This window comes from Vibrio sp. Y29_XK_CS5 (assembly GCF_024181835.1).
Lineage (GTDB): Bacteria > Pseudomonadota > Gammaproteobacteria > Enterobacterales > Vibrionaceae > Vibrio > Vibrio harveyi.
Genome location: NZ_JAMZAM010000002.1, coordinates 619,445 through 640,284 on the forward strand (window position 1 = coordinate 619,445; position 20,840 = coordinate 640,284).

The 20,840-nt window shown below is 45.8% G+C and carries 14 protein-coding genes; 11 read left to right on the plus strand and 3 right to left on the minus strand.

Annotated features, from left to right (window positions below; all coding sequences use genetic code 11):
- Positions 1–7: 7 nt before the first annotated feature.
- Together NL647_RS13040 and NL647_RS13045 are read left to right on the plus strand one after the other, a co-directional pair.
- Entirely contained in the window at positions 8–1,210 is a 1,203-nt protein-coding gene (locus tag NL647_RS13040) for a Bcr/CflA family multidrug efflux MFS transporter (RefSeq protein ID WP_005450614.1), read from the plus strand.
- Positions 1,210–1,872: a DUF2913 family protein gene (locus NL647_RS13045; RefSeq protein ID WP_009702485.1), complete on the plus strand. Its 663-nt coding sequence runs from the start codon at positions 1,210–1,212 to the stop codon at positions 1,870–1,872. Before NL647_RS13040 ends, NL647_RS13045 begins: the two co-directional genes overlap by 1 nt.
- A 71-nt stretch (positions 1,873–1,943) precedes the next feature.
- Here NL647_RS13045 and NL647_RS13050 read toward each other — a convergent pair whose 3' ends face one another.
- Together NL647_RS13050 and NL647_RS13055 are read right to left on the minus strand one after the other, a co-directional pair.
- On the minus strand, positions 1,944–3,665 hold the full coding sequence (locus NL647_RS13050; protein WP_029789440.1) for a solute:sodium symporter family transporter: 1,722 nt from the start codon (positions 3,663–3,665) through the stop codon (positions 1,944–1,946).
- 133 nt (positions 3,666–3,798) lie between these two features.
- Entirely contained in the window at positions 3,799–5,901 is a 2,103-nt protein-coding gene (locus tag NL647_RS13055; protein WP_253650241.1) for an alpha-galactosidase, read from the minus strand.
- A gap of 231 nt (positions 5,902–6,132) precedes the next feature.
- Here NL647_RS13055 and NL647_RS13060 point away from each other — a divergent pair, with 231 nt between their 5' ends.
- The gene (locus tag NL647_RS13060; protein ID WP_009702488.1) at positions 6,133–7,194 is read left to right on the plus strand and encodes a LacI family DNA-binding transcriptional regulator; all 1,062 of its coding nucleotides are present in this window, start codon (positions 6,133–6,135) and stop codon (positions 7,192–7,194) included.
- Here the strand turns inward: NL647_RS13060 and NL647_RS13065 are convergent.
- On the minus strand, positions 7,191–8,651 hold the full coding sequence (locus NL647_RS13065; protein WP_253650242.1) for a DUF2867 domain-containing protein: 1,461 nt from the start codon (positions 8,649–8,651) through the stop codon (positions 7,191–7,193). The genes NL647_RS13060 and NL647_RS13065 overlap by 4 nt on opposite strands.
- Positions 8,652–8,746: 95 nt before the next feature.
- Here NL647_RS13065 and NL647_RS13070 point away from each other — a divergent pair, with 95 nt between their 5' ends.
- The 8 genes from NL647_RS13070 (at position 8,747) to fabV (ending at position 20,809) form a co-directional block, all read left to right on the plus strand.
- Positions 8,747–10,123 carry an MATE family efflux transporter gene (locus tag NL647_RS13070; RefSeq protein ID WP_253650243.1) on the plus strand — a complete coding sequence of 459 codons (1,377 nt, stop codon included), beginning with the start codon at positions 8,747–8,749 and terminating at the stop codon, positions 10,121–10,123.
- A 129-nt stretch (positions 10,124–10,252) separates the two neighbouring features.
- Positions 10,253–10,924, plus strand: coding sequence for an ABC transporter ATP-binding protein (locus tag NL647_RS13075; protein WP_005428554.1), 672 nt, complete (start codon positions 10,253–10,255; stop codon positions 10,922–10,924).
- Positions 10,905–13,358, plus strand: coding sequence for an ABC transporter permease (locus tag NL647_RS13080; RefSeq protein ID WP_009698130.1), 2,454 nt, complete (start codon positions 10,905–10,907; stop codon positions 13,356–13,358). Before NL647_RS13075 ends, NL647_RS13080 begins: the two co-directional genes overlap by 20 nt.
- Positions 13,358–14,482 (plus strand): lipocalin-like domain-containing protein, encoded by a 1,125-nt coding sequence (locus NL647_RS13085; RefSeq protein ID WP_253650244.1) that lies wholly within the window; start codon positions 13,358–13,360, stop codon positions 14,480–14,482. The genes NL647_RS13080 and NL647_RS13085 overlap by 1 nt, the downstream gene beginning before the upstream one ends.
- Before the next feature lie 331 nt (positions 14,483–14,813).
- The gene (gene nhaA, locus NL647_RS13090) at positions 14,814–15,989 is read left to right on the plus strand and encodes a Na+/H+ antiporter NhaA (protein ID WP_005444559.1); all 1,176 of its coding nucleotides are present in this window, start codon (positions 14,814–14,816) and stop codon (positions 15,987–15,989) included.
- 458 nt (positions 15,990–16,447) lie between these two features.
- Positions 16,448–17,074 carry a TetR/AcrR family transcriptional regulator gene (locus NL647_RS13095; protein WP_005444555.1) on the plus strand — a complete coding sequence of 209 codons (627 nt, stop codon included), beginning with the start codon at positions 16,448–16,450 and terminating at the stop codon, positions 17,072–17,074.
- Positions 17,075–17,142: 68 nt separating this feature from the next.
- Positions 17,143–19,428: an acyl-CoA dehydrogenase gene (locus NL647_RS13100; protein ID WP_253650245.1), complete on the plus strand. Its 2,286-nt coding sequence runs from the start codon at positions 17,143–17,145 to the stop codon at positions 19,426–19,428.
- 178 nt (positions 19,429–19,606) lie between these two features.
- Positions 19,607–20,809, plus strand: a complete 1,203-nt coding sequence (gene fabV, locus NL647_RS13105) for an enoyl-ACP reductase FabV (RefSeq protein ID WP_005444550.1) — start codon at positions 19,607–19,609, stop codon at positions 20,807–20,809.
- Positions 20,810–20,840 lie beyond the last annotated feature (31 nt).

The following is a 20,840-nucleotide window of genomic DNA, read 5'->3' on the forward strand; positions in this document are numbered from 1 at the left end:
TAAGGCAATGACAGAAAAAGCCCAAAGTGCTCCCCAGTCACAAATCAGTTTTTTATTGTTCCTTGTACTCGGTGCAATTGGTGCGTTGACGCCACTTGCTATCGATATGTATTTGCCGGCTATGCCAACCATCGCTAAAGATCTTGGTGTAACCGCAGGTGCTGTACAGATTACGTTAACGGCTTATACAGCAGGCTTCGCAATAGGTCAGCTGATTCATGGTCCGTTAGCCGACAGCTATGGTCGCCGACCTGTACTCATTTTAGGTGTGCTCTTTTTTGGTTTGGCAGCGGTAGTCAGTGCAACGACTAACGGTATTGATGCGCTTACTTATGTGCGTACGGCACAAGGTTTTGCTGGTGCGGCAGCGGCTGTGATTATCCAAGCGGTTGTACGAGACATGTTTGACCGTGAAGATTTTGCGCGTGCAATGTCATTCGTGACGTTGGTGATCACGATTGCACCTTTGGTTGCACCGATGATTGGTGGTCACCTCGCGATCTGGTTCGGTTGGCGTTCAATCTTTTGGGTGCTTGCTATCTTCGCGGTTGTGGTGATCTTGCTTGTTCTATGGATGATTCCAGAGACATTGAAACCAGAAAACCGTCAGCCATTAAGATTCAGAACCACGATTCGTAACTATGCACGTCTGTGTTCTAACCCTGAAGCGTTAGGGTTAATGCTCTCAGGTGCGTTCTCGTTCTCAGGCATGTTTGCATTCCTGACTGCGGGTTCATTTATATATATCGATTTATACGGTGTTCGGCCAGACCAATTTGGTTACCTATTTGGCTTGAACATTGTGGCAATGATCATCATGACCAGTCTCAATGGTCGCATGGTGAAAAAGGTCGGTTCCCATTTTATGCTGCGCTTCGGTCTAACCATCCAGTTGATTGCTGGTATTGGACTGTTTGCTGGTTGGATGCTTGATCTTGGTTTGTGGGGCATCGTGCCATTTGTAGTGCTGTTTATCGGAACCTTGTCTACGATTGGTAGTAACTCGATGGCGCTGCTGTTAAGTGGCTACCCAACGATGGCAGGCACTGCATCTTCACTTGCTGGTACTCTGCGCTTTGGCACAGGTTCATTGATTGGTGCGCTTGTTGCAGCAATGCCCGGTGGCGTTGCGTGGCCGATGATCGTTGTTATGTTTGCTTGTTCAGTGCTGTCTGCACTGTTTTATTGGACTTTAGGAAGAAAGGCGTAATGTCTAATTACACCAAAGAAATTCAAAATTTAGTTAACGCTGCTTTGGCAGATTTAGACCAAGAGCATCGCTCTGGTAAATTGGCAAATGCACCAGTAGCGAACAATCATTACTTGGTTCGTTGGGTAACCAAGGCGCTGAAGTCACAGCGTTTTGGTCGCACTGTAGGTGATGATCTAACGCGTTGGCAAAAAGCAGGTCGCTCAAAAGGCAACGATGCTGGTTTGCTATTTATCTTTAAACGCATCTCAGGCTTTTACGCGCAGTTTTTCCCTGAAGGTGAAGAGTCTAAAGTGATCAAAGATTCTGACATTGAAGCGTTTCTTGATGCGATGGAGCAAGCGGGCTGGGAAGTGTCAACTTCTGAGCAGTTAGTTGGTTGCGGTAAAGTACAAATCTACACAGAAGGTCAAAACTCACTAGCCTTATGTGCTGACCAGTGTGAAAGCTGTTTTGATGGTGAGCTGTTGGTAAAACCGATGAGTTGGTTTGTTCGCGGTAACCACGCAGAGTTCGTTGAAAAAGCATCGCAAGCAGGTTACATGGTGCACAAGGTCACTGACTACAAATCGATGGTGAAATACCACGGTGAGTACCTTATCTTCCCTGCGAACGAAGGCAATCAATTGGCAGAGATTCCACTGTCATTTAAAGCAGACTAATTCATCTATCGCATCATAAAAAATCGGAGCCTGTGCTCCGATTTTTTATATCCGTGACTTATCGATCTTATTTATGGCATGTACATGTCATTCAGTTTAGTCACTTGCTTATGCTTTCTACGCTTGATGAAGTAGTTAGAAACCACACCGAACATCAAGACCAGACCACAGAACCCGTACACTTGCATGATAGTCGGATCGCTTGAGACAAAACCGAAGTCTGAGAACATTACGTAAGCGCCCAATACCATGTAGATGATGACCGCTGATGCTTCAAAGCGGAATGACCACGGCGTCACATCGATATTCTCATTTACAGGCATTACGTAGTCTGTTTCACGTGGCATGAAGTGACCAATCGCAAACATCAGAGCAGTACACACGACGAATAGAATCGCCAATTGGTGTAGGAAGTGGATTGGTGTACCAAAGACCAATTGCATCGCAGCGTAAGAGCTAACAAATACGACCAAAGCAACTTTAGCGGCAATAGCGGGTACACGTTTGGAAATGTAGCCTACAAATACGATGGTGAAGATAGGCACACTAAAGAAGCCCGCAACCATTTGTAGGTATTGGAACAAGCCTTCTGGTGCGTACATGATGAAAGGGGCAATACAGACCGAAATGATCGCAATGATAACGCCGAAGATACGACCTTTCCCGACTAACTCTTCATCCGATTTGCCTTTGCCAAATAGTGGCTTGTAAACGTTCAAAGCAAACAAGGTTGTTGAGCTGTTCAATACACCGTTAAAGGTACTTAGGATTGCGCCGAACATGACCGCAACAAAGAAACCAACAAGCGGCTTAGGCAATACCTCGTTCACCAAGCGTGTGTACATCGTGTCTGGGTTGCCTGCATCTGCGCCAAACATATGGAAAGCAATGATGCCCGGAATGATTAGGAAAAGTGGAGAGATAACTTTAATCGCACCCGCGAGAATCACACCTTTCTGACCTTCTTTCAGGTTCTTCGCGCCAAGTGCACGTTGGATAATAGATTGGTCAGTACCCCAGTAGTACAAGTTCACCAACAATAGACCTGTGAACAGGGTAGAGAACGGCAGTGGATCGGTTTCTTTACCTACGGATTGCAGCTTTTCTGGGGCGGCAGTCAGCAATACGTCTAAACCTTCCATAAAGTTACCGCCGCCTAATGCCATCAGACCAAATACAGGGATCATCAAACCGCCGGTGATCAAGCCTACGCCATTGATCGTGTCTGCAATTACCACGGCTTTTAGACCGCCGTAAATCGCGTAAAAGAAACCCAGCAAACCAATAGTGGCAGAAATAAGGGCGATAGAGCTGAACTCAGAAATACCCAATAAACCTTGCACATCAAAGATTTCGCCCAGTACCACTGCGCCAGCGTAAAGAGTGGTAGGTAGAATGTTGATGACGTATTGGCACAAGAACAACAGGGTAACGAACTTCTTGACCGACATGTCGTAACGGCTTTCTAAGAAATCAGGAATGGTGGTGATACCTTGCTTGAGGTAGCGAGGAACAAGCAGCAGCGCAATGATAACCAGTGTGACGCCAGAGGCCACTTCCCAACCCATCACACTCATGTTGTGGGTGTAGGATTGTGCACTCATGCCAACAAAGCTAGTAGCACTCAGGTTGGTAAGAATCAAGGAGCTGGCAATCAGCCCACCTGTTAAGCTTCGTCCACCAAGGAAGAAACCGTCTTGAGAGGTGTTTTTATCGTTTTTAACTTTGCTGTAAGTGAACACCACAACAAAGCCTGTAAACAGCAAGAACGAAAGTAATACTGTAATAGACATTTTGTTTCCTTAACAAGTTAAGCAATTAAGTTTTGCTTGTTAGTTGTAGGGTGTCCCTCTAGCGCGTATAGGAGTGTTTTATCAGGAACAACGCGAAGTTGAAACCCGGTCGCTAGAGGGCACAGATAGAGGTTTAAATTTTCTTAAGATGAACAATGAGCGCCGATTCTGGGTCGAGAATCGGAAGCGTCACCCCAATTTCCTTTAAGTTATCGCCACTTAACGTCAGGGTTTTGTCTAGCCATTGCGGACGTTGCTTCATCAACTGGAAGCTGGTTTTTGGCATTTCAACAATCTTGACTTCGTAACGGGCGCTTTCATCCGCACAACTGACGCGAAGTGGAGATGGCAGCGCATGATTTGGCATTGCCAACTGACACACCGTAATCAGCATTTCTTGCTCGTTCTCAACGCCATAGATGTTCTGGTTTTGATCGGCAGGATCGATGCGGAAAGTACGTCCAGAATGAAGCAAATCGCGATACTGTTTGTGCAGTTGAATGTAATGAGCAAACGCTTGTTTTTCTTCCGCGCTTTCTTTTACTGGATCGAGCTCCACACCCATGTGGCCGCTTAACGCTGTCACACCACGCATGTTGATCGCATGACGACGATTGGTTGAGTGACACTCTGCAGGACCAATGTGAGCGCCCATAACTTCAGGTGGGAAGAAGTAGCTCATACCACGTTGAATCGCTTGACGTTCCAGCGCATCGTTACAATCAGAAGCCCAGAAACGGTGAGTGCGTTTAAGGATTTCAAAATCAATACGACCACCACCCGAAGAGCAAGACTCAATTTCAACCGCAGGGTGTGTTGCTTGAAGCTCGTCCAGCAAGCGGTAAAGCGCTTTCGTTTGACCATGTACAGCAGGTTTACCTTGATGCCCCGGTTGAACCAATTCACGGTTCATGTCCCATTTCAGGTAGCCGATGTTGTAACGAGTCAGTAAGTCATTCAAACGTTCAAACAGGTAGTTGAAGCAATCTTGGTTTTGCAAATCCAAGACGTATTGCCAGCGACCGGAGGGCTGGTGGTAGCCTTGCAGACTCAATACCCAATCCGGGTGTTGGCGATATAGATTTGAGTCTTGGCTGACCATCTCTGGCTCAACCCAAAGACCAAACTCCATGCCTTTGTTGTTTACGTGCTCGATGACAGGCTCAAGACCATTTGGGTACTTTGTTTCATCCAAGTACCAGTCACCGAGTGCAGCGCGTTCGCCATCACGACCTATGAACCAACCATCATCAATGATGAAGCGCTCGACACCCATCTCGGCGGCTTCGGTTGCCATCTGCATGATGTATTCGGGTTTATGATCGAAGTAGATGCCTTCCCAGGTGTTTAAGTGAACAGGACGAGGCTTGTTGTTTGGAAATTGAATAATATTGGCACGAACAAACTCGTGGAATCGCTCTGATATTCCATTCAAACCCGAGTTACTGTATGTCGCGTAAAGCCATGGTGATTGGTAGGTTTCACCGCTTTGTAGGCGCTTTTCACCAGACAACAGCAGTTCACCTGCTTGAACAAAACGGCGACCGTCACTACGAACATCGGCACGCAGTTGATGGTTACCACTCCAACCAAGATGGAAGCCCCAAACTTGTCCCAATTGTTCACTAAATCCATTAGTGCCTGCGAACAAACCTGGGAAGTTTTCGTGAGAGGTGCGACCGCGACGGTTTTCTTGCATAAAGCCACCATGCTCAAAGCTCAAACGCTGAGTTTGAAACTCATGGCACCAGCGTCCGTGAAACGTCATCAGCTCGTTTGCATGGTTAGGAAGTGGCAGGGTAGAGGAGAGCTTACCCAAGCAATACTCACCGGCAGTTGTGTTTGTTACGGTGATGCGTTTTTGTACCACATCACTGTTAAAGTCCAGTTGTAGCTCAATCAATAATTCAAGACCAGCAATGTCATCTTGCAGAGTAAATGTCGCGCTGTTGTCATCGTGCTCTACGGATGTGGTTGTGAACACGGGAGCCCAGTCTTCACCATTGCGATGTCCCTCAATCCCAGGCGCATTAAAGTGACCACTACCAAGCTCAGGGCAGAGTGATAAGGGTACGTCGACATCAAGACGAGCCTGCGAGATAGGACGTTCGGTTGAGAGCATTAAATCGGGATCGATCTGAGCGATTTTTGCGCCCCAATGAAGGATTTCAGGAACACGATCCACTTTAATGATCATGCTGTGATTCTTGGATTTTAAGTGAACAATTTTTTGCATGTTGTTTCTCTGTTTTCGCAAACATATAGTCTGCAAATAATCATGCGCTTGTTTGGTTTTATTTCGATTGAATAGCCGTTTAAATGTGACTTTGAACAGGTTTTAGAGCGTGGTTTTGTGTGCTAGATCTGCTGTTTTCGGGAACATTTTTTCATGTTTTTACGACATTGTTCACGAGAGCATTCGAATAAATTTGGTAGAGTGAACAGCAAATCAGAATAGGAGAACGCAGTGGCAGTTACGTTTAAAGATGTTGCACGGTTAGCAGGTGTCTCGACGCAAACCGTATCGCGCGTAACCAACGGCGCGGATAACGTCGCAGAAGAAACACGAAAGCGAGTTAACGACGCAATCAAAAAGCTTGGATACGTGCCGAACAAAGGGGCACAAATGTTGAGCCGAGCGAAGTCGCGGATCATCGGTATTGTCTCTTTGGATATCTCACTGCACGGTGTGGCTCTTATTGCTAATGGCGTTCGCAACCAAGCACATGAGATGGATTACGCGACGGCGCTGGCAGTGTTAGGTGACAACTCCATTGAGGAATTCCGTAGTGCAATCCGAGAGCTTATTGCCCAACAAGTTGATGCCATTATTATCAACGCTCCGGTAACCAGAGAGATGGCAGAGACCCTAGTGGAGCAGTTCAGTCAGCTCACGCTGGTTTTTATCGATGTACCCGAGGGGACGCCCGTTAATTCTCTCAGTTGTGATCATAAATCTGGGGCAAATTTGGCGATCTCCCATTTGATTGAGTACAAACGCGAATCTTTTGTGTGCATTTCTGGACCAAAGGCATCCACGGCTTCTCAGATTCGTTACCAAGAATGGCAGTCACAGATTCAGCAGCATGGACTGATGCAAACGGCATTCTATGAGGGGGACTGGCAAGCAGTTAGTGGATACAACGCCATTAAAGATGCCGTGTTAAAAGGTGTACCTTTTGATGCTGTATTGGTGGCGAATGATCAGATGGCGCTTGGCGTGTTATGCGCGCTTTCGGAGGCGGGTATTAATGTACCTAAAACCGTATCTGTGGTTGGGTTTGATGGCATTCAAGATAGCCAATTTTTCTCACCCCCTCTGACAACGATTAAGCAAGATTTCAACGAACTTGGACGAAGGGCGGTCAAGTTAGTGCTGAGCCAGATGGAAAAAGGACAAGGCGTTGTGTCAGAAGTATTGCCTGTCAGCTTGGTTGAACGACAAAGCACATCAGCAAAGGCGGATACACTTTATGACAAGCAAGAAATACTTGCTCATCTAGAAAATATCCGCCGATTATTGCCTTAACCGTCAGGTTGGGCTTTGCTTTGGCTTTCTAGCACTTCTGCTTCTTTGGCGATGGCTTTCACCATTCCTTTAAAGATAAATAGGTGCGCGGGCATCATCGCAAACCAGTAAAGTAAGCCCGGAAAGCCTTGTGGGTGCCACCATGCGGTAATGTCGAACTCACGCTCTTCGCCATCGTCTTTAATCGTGATTTCCAAACGACCAAGTCCCGGTCCTTTCATTCCAAAGAACAGTGAGAGGAACTGGTTCTCTTCACAGCGAATGACTTTCCATGAATCAATGAAGTCACCCACCTTAAGCTCTGGTCCTGGTGGTGAAACTCGAATAGGTTTCCCACCACCAAAGAAGATATCGAGCCACTCGCGGGTTCGCCAAAGGAGATTGGCAAAGTAATAGCCTTTTTCCGGGCTTCCGATCTTTTGCGCGACTTTCCAAAGTGATTCCGCAGAGGCTTTTGTCTTGATGTTAGCTCCCGCTTGTTTTGGATAGTACCCGTAGCCTGGTTGCCAACGTTTGAGTGCTGCAGGCTCAAATCCCCAAACATTACTGCGCACAAAAGTCCCTTCAGTTGCTATGGTGTCTGTAACGGACTGCTCATAGCTGATCAGCTCTTGAGGGAATCGCTCATGAATGGCTTTGGTATCAGCAATGTAATCGTGTTCCAAACCTGCAAGTAGCGCTTTACCAATACTTGCGGGGACAGATGTCACAATAGCTAACCAATACGATGCCATTTTAGGTGTCAACAGGGGTGTTGACCAAAGTCGGTAAGGTTTCTTAGTGATCTTACAAATGACTTCAAATTGCTCGCGATAACTTAGTGTATCTGGACCACCAACTTCATAAATTTCACTTTCTGTTGGTTTGGTTTCTGCCAATTCAAGCAAATAGTGATTGAGGTTGGGTAGGGCGATTGGGTTGGCTTTGGAGTCTACCCATTTAGGTGCAATTAGAATCGGCAGGTTATAGACAAAGTCGCGCATGATCTCGAATGCCGCAGAACCGGGACCGATAATTACGCCAGCTCTAAGTTCAGTAACAGGCACACCGGCTTGGCGAATGATCTTCCCCGTCGCTTTGCGTGCTGCCAAATGTTGAGAGTTTCCGGTTTGAGGCTGAATTGCACTTAAGTAAATAACGTGTTTTACACGACTTTTCTCAAGGGCATTTTTGAAGTTCTCTGCGAGGTTTAATTCGTATTCAACAAAGTCGTGACCTTGCGCCATACCGTGCACAAGGAAGAAAACCAAATCAAAATCATTCACGATTTCGAGCGTCGCTTCTGCATCGGCGAGGTCTAAATAAGTGAGTGTGAGATTAGGGTGTGGCTGAGTTCGGGATTCTAAATAGTCAATATGACGCGCTGCTGCCGTGACAATGTAACCTTTATCAAGCAGTTGTGGAAGAAGCTGTGAACCAATGTATCCTGAAGCCCCAAGTACCAACACCTTTTTCATTCTGAGTCCTTTTTATTGCTGGTGGATTAGTCACCACTGGGTATAATCATGAGACACTTTTCCCGTTCTATCAATAAGTTGTCGTCGGAGCGAGCATGACTTTTTTCTCACAATTGGTTACTCATGCTGATAAGTCGTTTTTACGTCGACTATTTGCTATCGCATTACCCATTACTTTACAGAGTATGATGTTCTCCAGCCGTGGCTTAGTAGACGTGTTGATGCTTGGTCAGCTGGGCGAGGCAGAAATTGCGGCTGTGGGTGTTGCAGCTAGAGCGACCTTTGTTACTACAATTATGTTGCTTGGCGTAACAACTGGTGGTGCGTTGTTAACGGCGCAATATTGGGGGGCGGGCGATAAAGTGGGGGTGCGCCAGAGTACTTCACTCACTTGGATGATCTCCATGGTATTCGCGGCTTTCACTGTCGTGTTATTTGTGTTGTTCCCCGAGCCCATTATGCGTCTGACAACAGATTCAGAAGAAGTGATTCGTCTTGGTGCCGATTATCTGGTGATCTCATCGGTCAGCATGTTTGCCGTGGCTTGTGTTGCCAGTATGGCGGTGGGTTTACGCGCCATGCATCAACCGGGGTTAAGTACGTTTTTTAGCGGCATCGGCATTCTGTCTAATATCTTTCTTAACTGGGTGCTTATTTTTGGGCAATTTGGCTTTCCTGCAATGGGGATTAAAGGGGCTGCCATTGCGACGGTCATCAGTGGCGCAATTGAAATAACCTGTTTATTCAGTTATCTGTGGTTTAAAAAGCACATCATTGCTTTTGGTTTGGATGACATTCGTGCCAGCTTAGTGTTGGATAAAATCACCCGTTTCTTAAAACTTTCCCTTCCGACAACATTTAACTTCCTAGCATGGGCGGGCGGCTTGTTTACTTATCACGCGATTATGGGACAAGCAGGCGTGCAAGGCTTAGCGGCATTGTCAGTAATGACGCCCGTAGAGTCGATTGCTCTTGCTATGATGATTGGTTCATCTAACGCTGCTGCGGTATTGGTGGGTAATCAATTAGGCGCAAAGAACTTTGGTCCGGTTTACTACCAAGCGTGGGCAACCGTGATTCTCAATGTGTTGATAGCTGTTGTTGTCGCGATTTTACTTCTGCTCTCAAACCAACTTATTCTCGATGCCTTTAGTGCTCTAACGCCAGAAACGCGCCACCTAGCTGAACAGTTTATGGTGATTCTTGCGATCGGTGTGGTTCTTCGCTCTGTACCTATGATGGCTATTGTTGGTGTACTTCGTGCTGGTGGGGATGTGAAGTTCTGTTTATACCAAGATCTAATCGCGCAATGGGTGATCAGTATCCCTCTTGCTGCTTTTGGTGCAATTTATCTTGGTTTTGAGCCTCAGTGGGTTTATTTGCTGTTTTTGACCGAAGAAGTGGTGAAGTGGGGAACATGTCTACACCGCATGGCGAGCAAGAAATGGATGAAAAATTTGATCGAAGCTTGAATGGTGTCGCGAGACAAGTTGCATTTGTACTCTGATAGTGTGATCAACTATTCAAAATACTTCCTACCAACAGGATTTTAGTGTAGATTCTGATTCCAATTTTTAAACACCATTTGAGCGGCAAAATCAATGTTAAAACTGTCAGACCTATGTAAAGGCTATGTAGACGGGGGAGAATTTCATCCTGTACTACAAGGGGCAGAATTAACATTACAACAAGGTGAACAAGTTGCATTAATGGGGGAAAGTGGCTCAGGTAAAAGTACCTTACTTAACTTGATAGCTGGTCTTGATACCGCTGATTCTGGCGAGATCCAGTACCCAAGTTTCGCCATGCACAGTGCTCCAGAGCACTTAAGAACTCTATACCGTCGCAACAATATTGGTAATATCTTCCAGCAGTTTAACCTACTTCCTACTTTGAACATCGCTGACAACATCCGTTTTTGTCGCCAATTAAAAGGCTTACCAGAAGATAAAGGCTTGTGGCGTCAAATTCTTTCAGCTCTAGACCTTATGCCGCTTTTAGGTCGTTACCCTGAAGAAGTCTCTGGTGGTCAGCAACAACGTGCAGCGATTGCTCGTGCGTTGTACATGGAACCGAAAATCCTGCTTGCCGATGAGCCAACTGGTAGTTTGGATGAGCGTAATGCTGAAGCGGTAATGCGTTTGCTAACGAGTCTTGCTCGCCAGTTAGAGTGTACTTTGCTGCTGGTGACACACAGTGAAAAAGTGGCAGAACACATGGAAGGTCGAATCCGTCTTCAAGGAGGACAGCTACATGTTATGGCCCGTAGTTAAGGCACTACTCGGTCATTACCGTCGCTATCCACTTCAAATCATTCTTGTTTGGCTTGGTTTAACCCTCGGGGTGTCCCTCCTTGTCGGTGTGACTTCTATTAACCAACACGCTAAACAGAGCTACGAAACCGGTGAGAAACTTTTTTCAAACCCTTTGCCTTACCGTATTCGTACTAAGCATTCTGCTAACAAAATTCCTCAGGGCTTTTATATTCAATTGCGTCGCGCTGGTTTCAACCAATGTGCGCCTTTTGATATTCTTCATCTCGATACGAAAGCCGACTTAAGCCTGATGCTAGTAGGCGTTGATCCTGTAGCGCTGTTGCCGCTTCACCAAGGTAAATCACTTAAAGACCTTCCTATGTTGTCTTTAATGAAGCCTCCGTATCCTATCCTTGCTAGCCAAGATCTGGCTGCACACATGCAATGGAATGATGGCGACTTTATTGAGCTCAATGATGGCAGTCGACTTGGACCGCTAAAAGTCGATACGGACAACTTACTCTCTGGCACTCGCCTCGTTACCGATATTTCTCTTCTTCGTATGCTTAAGCGCAGCTCCGGTTTGTCCGCTATTGCTTGTGGTGAAATGTCCGAAGAGAAAATGTTGGCACTAAAAAATATGCTGCCAAACGGTATGACACTGGTGCGTAACAGCCGCTCCGAATTAGAGTCACTGACAAAAGCATTCCACATGAACTTAACGGCGATGGGTATGTTGTCGTTCTTAGTTGGCTTATTCATCTTCTATCAAGCAATGTCGCTGTCTTTTATTCAACGTCAGCGCTTGGTTGGTATCCTCCGTCAAACGGGGGTGAATGGCATGCAATTGGCGCAAGCGCTCATGCTTGAACTGACCATCCTTGTTCTTGTTGCTTGGGCGTGTGGTAACTTCTTTGGTCTTATTTTGGCAAATGAGCTTATCCCTGCTGTCTCTTCAAGCTTGAGCGATCTTTATGACGCAAACGTCGGTTTGACGATTGGCTGGTCATGGGAGTCGAGCCTGTACAGTTTGGCAATGTCAGCGATGGGCGCTTTGATTTCGTGTCTGTGGCCGCTGATTCGCTTGTTAAAGTCACAACCGATTCGACTTTCTTCTCGGTTGTCTCTGATGCGTTTTGCTGGGCGAGAGTTCTCTTGGCAGGCTTTCGCGGCGTGTGCGTTCTGTGTAGCTGCAGTTGCCGTCTATCAAGCGCCAAAAACTCAAGAGTCGGGATTTGCGATTATCGCACTCATGCTGATCAGTGTGGCGTTGTTTATGCCGTTTTTGATGTGGCATATGTTCCAAAGCTTCTCTTATTCACTTCGTTGGGTTCGTGTACGTTGGTTCTTTGCCGATGCTGCAGCAAGTATGAGTTACCGTGGTGTAGCAACCATGGCATTTATGCTCGCATTGGCAGCGAACATTGGCGTGGAGACCATGGTGGGCAGCTTCCGTGATACAACGGATAAGTGGCTGAGCCAACGCCTTGCGGCTGATATCTATATTTACCCAACTAATAACTCAGCAGCACGCATGAGTGCTTGGTTAAAAGAGCAACCCGAAGTGGATGCTGTTTGGTGGCGTTGGGAAAAAGATGTCCCTACTGAGCGCGGTGCATTACAAGTGGTGAGCACGGGTTCTTCAGAAGGGGAGTTGGACTCTCTTACGGTGAAACTAGGCGTTCCAAATTACTGGTATCACTTGCACCATTCTAAGAGTTTGATGGTAAGTGAATCCATGGCTTTGAAGCTCGACATTCGCCCTGGCGACTATATCGACCTTCAACCTCCTTTAGGGGGAGGTTGGCAAGTGGTTGGCGTGTACTACGACTATGGCAACCCATATAACCAAATCATGATGTCTCATCGTAATTGGCTGTATGCGTTTGCGGGCTCTGGTAATGTTGGACTTGGTGTTTTGCTGGAAGATAATGTCAATGGCGAAGGCTTGAAGCGTAGATTAGAGAACGTATTCCGTTTGTCCCAAGACCGAGTCTTTGATAACAACAATATCTACAACCAAGCTATGCGTGTGTTTGACCATACCTTTGCTATTGCAGGCACCTTGGGCAACATCACTCTGATCATTGCGGTATTTGGTTTGTTCTTTGCAACACTTGCGGGAGAACTTTCTCGGCAAAGACACTTCTCACTACTGAGGTGTATGGGTGTATCAGGCAAAGAACTAGTCATGTTGGGTGGTTTACAGTTATTTGTCTTCGGTACCATCTCAGCCATCATTGCGGTCCCACTTGGTTTAGCATTGGCACACTTGATCGTTGATATCATCATTAAACAATCATTTGGTTGGTCGCTAGAGTTACAGACGATTCCTTGGGAATACGCTCAAACGATCGCTTGGGCAATGTTGGCGATCATGATAGCAGGAGCTTTACCTGTTATCAGGATGATTAAGAGCACGCCAATGAAGTCATTGAGGGATGCGCTGTAGTGAAAAACATGAAACTCAAAAAGCTGCTATCTCTTTCTGCATTAGTGTTTGTCGTATTTGTCACCCTCGCGGGCATGACTCTTTATTTTACGTATTGGGCAGAAGCGACAGCAACTGAACAAAGTGAAATCAGCGATGTATTAAAGCGCGAAAGTAAGACTATCTTCGAGCCAGTTCTACCAAATGAGCACGTTTCGCTGCCGCATGATTTCCGTTTTCATCCAGATTACCAACATGAATGGTGGAACTACTTTGCTAAGGTGCAAGACAAGCACGGCAAGGTTTACAACATTCAATGGAGTTATTTCCGCGTTGCTACCGACGAGCGTGATACTCGAGGTTGGCAAAACCCACAATTGTTTATCTCTCATATTGTTGTCAGTTCTGGCTCGCATGTTTGGAAAGAGCAGCGTGTCGCTCGTGGAGGGATTGGGCAGGCGGGCATGACGAATCGTCCTTTCCGTTTATGGATTGACAACTGGACTTGGCGTGCACTTGGCTCCACACCATTCCCAGGAAATCTTGATGTCTCGACCGATACGTTTGCAATTGACTTAAATACTACAACGAGCGGTCCTTTTGTTGTTAATGGTGAAAAAGGGTTCCAAGTTAAACATGCGCTGCAATCTATCGCGTCTTTTAGCTTCAGTGCGCCGTTTCTCAATGTCAAAGGTACCCTTACCCTTAATGGACGTGAAATCCCGGTATCAGGCTCTGGATGGACACAGAAGGAGTGGGGAAGTGGTCTGATTGGCGAAGGGCAGCAAGGTTGGGATTGGTTTGTGTTTAACCTTGATGATGGACGAGCGCTTACAGTGAGTCGTTATCGTCATAATGGTCAGGTTCCTCATTTATTCGGCACACTATCAACGCGTTCTGGCAAGGTGATAAACCTAACAGAAAAAGAGCTGACGATGACGCCACTGCACGTCACTAACTTGTCTAATGGAAGAAGGCTACCACTTCAGTGGATCATCAATGTCCCCGGGCAAAACATCAATTTAACGACACGGATCATAAAATCGGACATGTGGCTTCCTTTTGTGATTCCATATTGGGAAGGACCGATACTCGCATCGGGTTCCAATGAAGCCTGGGGTTTTATGCAACTCACCGGTTACTAGAAACAACGAAAAAGCCACCCAACAAGGGTGGCTTTTTCGTTACTGAAACACGCAGTTTTCGGTGTAAAACCGCACGTTAATCACGAAAATTAGTCAGATATTATACTAACTTAATAGTAGTCTATGTGAATAGATTGAGCTTATAAGGAGATAGGCAGGTCTTGTAAATAATTATGTTCTTGTTGAAAAATACGATGTTTCGTAAATGAAACCTCGGAAAAATCGAAGTTTAAACTCTAAACAAGCGATTATTCTAAAATTTTCAGCAGCTATACACTCTCATCATTCTTTGTTAATCGTTTATTAAGATAATAAATATAAGGGCGAAACCATGAACGATGTCATTCGTGACTTTTTCAAAATGGAATCCGCAGGCGGTATCCTTCTTGTGATTGCAGCAGCAATCGCTATGACCATTGCAAACTCACCGCTTGGCGAAAGTTATCAAGCAATGCTGCATACTTATGTATTTGGTATGTCAGTGTCTCACTGGATCAACGATGGCCTGATGGCTGTGTTCTTCCTATTAATCGGTCTTGAAGTAAAGCGTGAGCTGCTTGAAGGCGCACTTAAATCAAAAGAAACCGCAATCTTCCCTGCAATTGCAGCGGTAGGTGGTATGTTAGCTCCGGCACTTATCTACGTTGCTTTCAACGCAGGTGATGCAGAAGCGATTTCTGGCTGGGCAATTCCTGCGGCAACAGACATTGCGTTCGCTCTAGGTATCATGGCGCTTCTTGGTAAGCGTGTTCCTATCAGCTTGAAGGTTTTCCTACTTGCGTTGGCGATCATTGATGACCTTGGTGTGGTTGTGATTATTGCGCTGTTCTACACTGGCGACCTATCAACGATGGCATTGATTGTCGGCTTCATCATGACGGGTGTCTTGTTCATGCTGAACGCAAAAGAGGTCACCAAGCTAACACCTTATATGATTGTCGGTGCGATACTATGGTTTGCCGTACTTAAATCTGGTGTTCACGCAACACTTGCAGGTGTGGTTATCGGCTTCGCTATCCCACTTAAAGGCAAGAAGGGCGAGCACTCTCCACTGAAACACATGGAGCACGCACTTCACCCATACGTAGCATTCGGCATTCTTCCTCTGTTTGCTTTTGCAAATGCAGGTATCTCACTAGAAGGCGTATCGATGTCAGGTCTGACTTCAATGTTGCCTCTGGGTATTGCGCTGGGTCTTTTGGTTGGTAAACCACTTGGTATCTTCACATTTAGCTGGGCTGCAGTGAAAATGGGCGTGGCTAAGCTGCCAGAAGGTGTGAACTTTGTACATATTTTCGCTGTGTCCGTGTTGTGTGGTATCGGCTTCACCATGTCGATCTTCATCTCGTCACTTGCGTTTGGCAATGTAAGTCCAGAATTTGATACTTACGCTCGACTAGGTATCCTGATGGGCTCAACGACAGCTGCTGTAATTGGTTACGCACTACTGCACTTCTCCTTGCCAAAGAAAGCGGCTGAAGAAGTCGCAAGCGAGAAAAAAGCGTAAGCTAAGATAGAATAATTTAACGAAAGCCTCCCGACAGGGGGGCTTTTTTGTATCCGAGGATCGGTGAAGTTTGTTCAACGTAATACAAGGTTAAGTGAAGGCGGCAAACTCAAATGACAGACGAAAAAAAGCCCAGACGAAAAATTGTCTGGGCGGATACAAACATAGGAGTTAATAAGAAAAAGCAGCAATGTAGCAACTAGATAGAAACAAGTTTGACGGCCTGTGAAACTTTAAATGCCCTAGTTGTTACAGTAATTCAGACCGAGACAATTCCAAACAGTTCCATTTTTTTTAGAATTTTTTTTCACAAAACAATATTCGCTTTAAATTCATTCCTTTAAGTTCGCACTTCTTTTTTCTGGTCAGACCAATGCTTGAAAATGTGATGTTAATCATTTGTTAATCTCAGGTTTCGGGAGTATATTTCAAACAGTTGTTTAATACGAGTGATTGAAATGGCCCCGAGAAGTACAACTAAAGAAAAAATACTCGATGTAGCAGAAGGACTATTTGCAGAATACGGCTTCAATGACACATCACTACGAACCATTACTGGTAAGGCGAATGTCAACCTAGCTTCGGTTAACTACCACTTTGGCGATAAGAAAACGCTGGTGAGGGCAGTATTAGACCGATACCTAGAAGCGCTAATGCCAAATATTAAGACGTCTTTGATCGAGTTAAACACGCGCGATGATTACAACATGGATGAAGTGTTTGAATCGCTACGTTTGCCTCTAAGAGCACTGAATGATGTGCGTCCGAATGGTACTGCGTTATTTATGTTGCTAATTGGTCGTGGATATACCGATGTCCAAGGTCATTTACGTTGGTTTATTAGTACAAGATATGAGGAAGTGCTAAAGCTGTTTATGTTTTCCATCATGAAAGCAAATTCGGAATTGACGGAAGAACAGTTGTTCTGGAGATTGCACTTCACACTAGGCACTTGTGTTTTCACTATGGCATCAAGCCAAGCGTTAACCGAGATTGCAGAAAGTAAGTTTGAAAAAGAGGTCGATGCAAAGTCTGTCGTTGATCTTCTGATTCCATACTTGTCGGCAGGTATGTCAGCCAAGTAAACAAAATTAAATCAATAATAAAATAAGTTAAAGCCGCGAGCGGTGACGTGAACAAAAGGATCTGAACTATGAGCTCTCTACGAAGAAAATGGATTAGTGACCCAGCATTCAAAATGTTTAAGAAAGTACTCCCTCCATTGTCGAACACGGAAAAAGAAGCGATGGAAGCGGGTAGCGTATGGTGGGATGCTGAGCTGTTCTCAGGCAAACCTAACTTTACGACGTTACATCATTATCCAAAACCTGCGCTTTCTTCTGAAGAACAAGCTTTCATGGACAATGAACTCGAAACATTGCTTGAAATGCTTGATGATCAAAAGATCGTTAAGGAAGACAGAGACCTTTCGCCTGAAGTATGGGAATACTTGCGCAAAGAGCGTTTCTTCTCGTTAATCATTTCAAAAGAGTATGGCGGTCGTGAGTTCTCAGCACTGGCTAACTCGACCATCGTTTCGCGCATCGCAACGCGCAGTATCAGTGCTGCGGTATCAGTGATGGTTCCAAACTCTCTGGGACCTGGTGAGTTGCTGTCTCACTATGGTACTCAAGAACAGAAAGATTATTGGTTGCCGCGTTTAGCAGATGGTACGGACATTCCGTGTTTCGCCCTTACAGGTCCAGAAGCGGGCTCTGATGCCGGTGGCATTCCAGATCAAGGCGTAGTGTGTTACGGAACTCACGAAGGTGAAGAAGTTCTTGGTATCCGTGTTAGCTGGAATAAGCGTTATATCACTCTAGCGCCAGTAGCAACAGTTCTTGGGTTGGCATTTAAGCTTCAAGATCCTGATGGTCTACTTGGCGACAAAAAAGACGTGGGCATTACTTGTGCACTTATCCCAGCAGATCATGAAGGTGTGGAGATCGGTGAGCGTCACGACCCACTAGGCTCTGCATTCATGAACGGTCCAACACGCGGTAATGATGTATTCATTCCAATGGAATGGTTGATTGGTGGTTCCGAATACGCAGGTAAAGGCTGGCGTATGTTGGTGGAATGTCTATCGGCTGGTCGTGGTATCTCTCTTCCTGCACTTGGCACCGCGATTGGTCACCTTACAACGCGTACAACCGGTGCTTATGCATATGTTCGTAAGCAGTTTGGTATGTCGATTGGTAAGTTTGAAGGTGTGGCAGAAGCGATGGGTCGCATTGGTGGTTTAACTTACCTGTTGGAAGCGACACGAACGCTGACAACCACTTCTCTGGATATGAAGGAGAAGCCGGGCATCGTGACCGCAATTGCCAAATACCACATGACCGAAATGGCTCGTACTATCCTGAACGATTCTTTCGATATTCATGCAGGACGTGCAATTCAAGATGGCCCAATGAATTACCTAGCTAAGCACTATTTGGGTATTCCCGTTGCGATTACCGTTGAAGGTGCAAACATCCTGACTCGCAACTTGATGATCTTCGGTCAAGGTGCGACACGTTGTCATCCATATGTTTTGAAAGAAATGGAAGCAGCAGCAAACCCAGATGTAAAAGAAGGCGCAAAAGAGTTTGACGAATTGTTGTTCAAACATATTAAACATGCGATGGGTAATACTTTTGGTGCTCTTGGCGCGGCATTGACAGGTTCTCGCTTTGTTAAAGCGCACATGAGCGGTCCTACGCAGCAATACTATAAAGACATCACGCGCTTAAGCCGCGCACTTGCAGTGAGCGCAGACTTTGCAATGTTAACTCTAGGTGGCGATCTGAAGCGTAAAGAAATGATCTCTGCACGCCTTGGTGATGGTTTGAGTTACTTGTACATGGCGTCCGCTGCACTTAAGAAGTACGAAGATGAAGGTCGTCAACAAGGTGATTTGAACTTTGTGCACTATGCCGTTCAGCACTGTTTGTACAACGCATCGAAGTCGCTTAATGAAGCGTATTCAAACTTCCCAGTGAAATACGTCGGTGGCGTTCTGAAAGGTCTGTTGTTCCCATTGGGTAATCACTTCAAAGCTCCAAGCGATGAGCTCTGTGTGAGCCTTGCTGAGGCAATGATGACGCCTGGAGCTCAACGTGACCGAATGACGAGCTTATGCTACATCGGTCAATCAGAGGATGATAGCGTAGGGCTCATGGAACGAGCGTTCCTTGCGATGTACGACGTGAAGCCTCTTGAACGCAAACTGATGAAAGCAGCGAAAGATGGCAAGGTAGCGCGTAAAGGTTTATTGCATGACCGCCTGCAACAAGCATTCGAAGCGGACGTACTTACTGAGCAAGAAATTGATCAAATTATGGCAGCAGACAAACTGCGCTATAAAGCGATTCAAGTCGACCATTTTAGCCACAACTTTTCAGAAGTTCGTACAAATGCACCAAGCAAAAAATCGCATTTGAACTCGGCAGCGTAATACGACTGCGTATAAAATAAGAAAAGCACCTCAATTGAGGTGCTTTTTCGTGTTTGAGCCTATAGCTTTTTTGTTGAGTGCTCCAACCACTTGCATTTTCGCAGCATTTTTACAGAAATTAGGTGCGAAGTAGGGCTGAACCTTTTATCCTAGCAACGTTTTTTAAAGGAAGTTGAATATGATCATCAAACCTAGAATTCGTGGATTTATCTGTACTACTACGCACCCAGTGGGTTGTGAAGCTAACGTAAAAGAACAAATTGCTTACACTAAAGCGCAAGGTCCAATTAAAAACGCGCCAAAACGCGTTCTTGTTGTGGGTGCATCAAGTGGCTACGGTCTATCTTCTCGTATCGCTGCGGCATTTGGTGGCGGCGCTTCAACTATTGGTGTTTTCTTCGAAAAAGAAGGCACAGAGAAGAAGCCAGGTACAGCAGGTTTTTACAATGCGGCTGCTTTCGAGAAGCTAGCTCGTGAAGAGGGTCTGTACGCGAAAAGCCTAAACGGCGACGCTTTCTCAAATGAAGCAAAACAGAAAACAATCGATCTGATCAAAGAAGACCTTGGTCAGGTGGATATGGTGGTTTACTCACTGGCTTCTCCAGTACGTAAAATGCCAGAAACGGGTGAACTGATCCGTTCAGCACTTAAGCCTATCGGTGAAACTTACACGTCGACTGCTGTTGATACCAACAAAGACGTAATCATCGAAGCAAGCGTAGAGCCTGCTACTGAGCAAGAAATCCAAGACACAGTAACCGTAATGGGCGGTGAAGACTGGGAACTATGGATTAATGCACTATCAGAAGCTGGCGTTCTAGCAGATGGCTGCAAAACTGTGGCGTACAGCTACATCGGTACAGAGCTTACTTGGCCGATCTACTGGGATGGTGCTCTAGGTAAAGCGAAAATGGACCTAGACCGCGCAGCAGCAGCACTTAACGAGAAACTATCAACAACTGGCGGTAGCGCAAACGTAGCGGTACTTAAGTCTGTTGTGACTCAAGCAAGTTCTGCAATTCCTGTCATGCCTCTTTACATCGCGATGGTGTTCAAGAAAATGCGTGAAGAAGGCGTACACGAAGGTTGTATGGAGCAAATCTTCCGTATGTTCAGCCAACGTCTTTACAAAGAAGACGGCAGCGCAGCAGAAGTAGATGAAGTAAACCGTCTGCGTCTGGATGACTGGGAACTACGTGAAGATATCCAGCAACACTGCCGAGATCTATGGCCACAAATTACCTCTGAAAACCTAAAAGAGCTGACTGACTACGTTGAGTACAAAGAAGAGTTCTTGAAGCTATTCGGCTTTGGTGTTGACGGTGTGGATTACGAAGCAGACGTTAACCCAGCAGTAGAAACAGATTTCACTCAAATCTAATCGTTTCTAACGGTATTAAAAAGGCGCTCAT

Coding starts and splice junctions, on each gene's coding strand:
- NL647_RS13095 (WP_005444555.1), top strand. CDS start 16,448: ATGGCCCCGAGAAGTACAACTAAAGAAAAAATACTCGATGTAGCAGAA.
- NL647_RS13055 (WP_253650241.1), bottom strand. CDS start 5,901: ATGCAAAAAATTGTTCACTTAAAATCCAAGAATCACAGCATGATCATT.
- NL647_RS13100 (WP_253650245.1), top strand. CDS start 17,143: ATGAGCTCTCTACGAAGAAAATGGATTAGTGACCCAGCATTCAAAATG.
- NL647_RS13050 (WP_029789440.1), bottom strand. CDS start 3,665: ATGTCTATTACAGTATTACTTTCGTTCTTGCTGTTTACAGGCTTTGTT.
- NL647_RS13045 (WP_009702485.1), top strand. CDS start 1,210: ATGTCTAATTACACCAAAGAAATTCAAAATTTAGTTAACGCTGCTTTG.
- nhaA (WP_005444559.1), top strand. CDS start 14,814: ATGAACGATGTCATTCGTGACTTTTTCAAAATGGAATCCGCAGGCGGT.
- NL647_RS13065 (WP_253650242.1), bottom strand. CDS start 8,651: ATGAAAAAGGTGTTGGTACTTGGGGCTTCAGGATACATTGGTTCACAG.
- NL647_RS13080 (WP_009698130.1), top strand. CDS start 10,905: ATGTTATGGCCCGTAGTTAAGGCACTACTCGGTCATTACCGTCGCTAT.
- NL647_RS13040 (WP_005450614.1), top strand. CDS start 8: ATGACAGAAAAAGCCCAAAGTGCTCCCCAGTCACAAATCAGTTTTTTA.
- fabV (WP_005444550.1), top strand. CDS start 19,607: ATGATCATCAAACCTAGAATTCGTGGATTTATCTGTACTACTACGCAC.
- NL647_RS13075 (WP_005428554.1), top strand. CDS start 10,253: ATGTTAAAACTGTCAGACCTATGTAAAGGCTATGTAGACGGGGGAGAA.
- NL647_RS13070 (WP_253650243.1), top strand. CDS start 8,747: ATGACTTTTTTCTCACAATTGGTTACTCATGCTGATAAGTCGTTTTTA.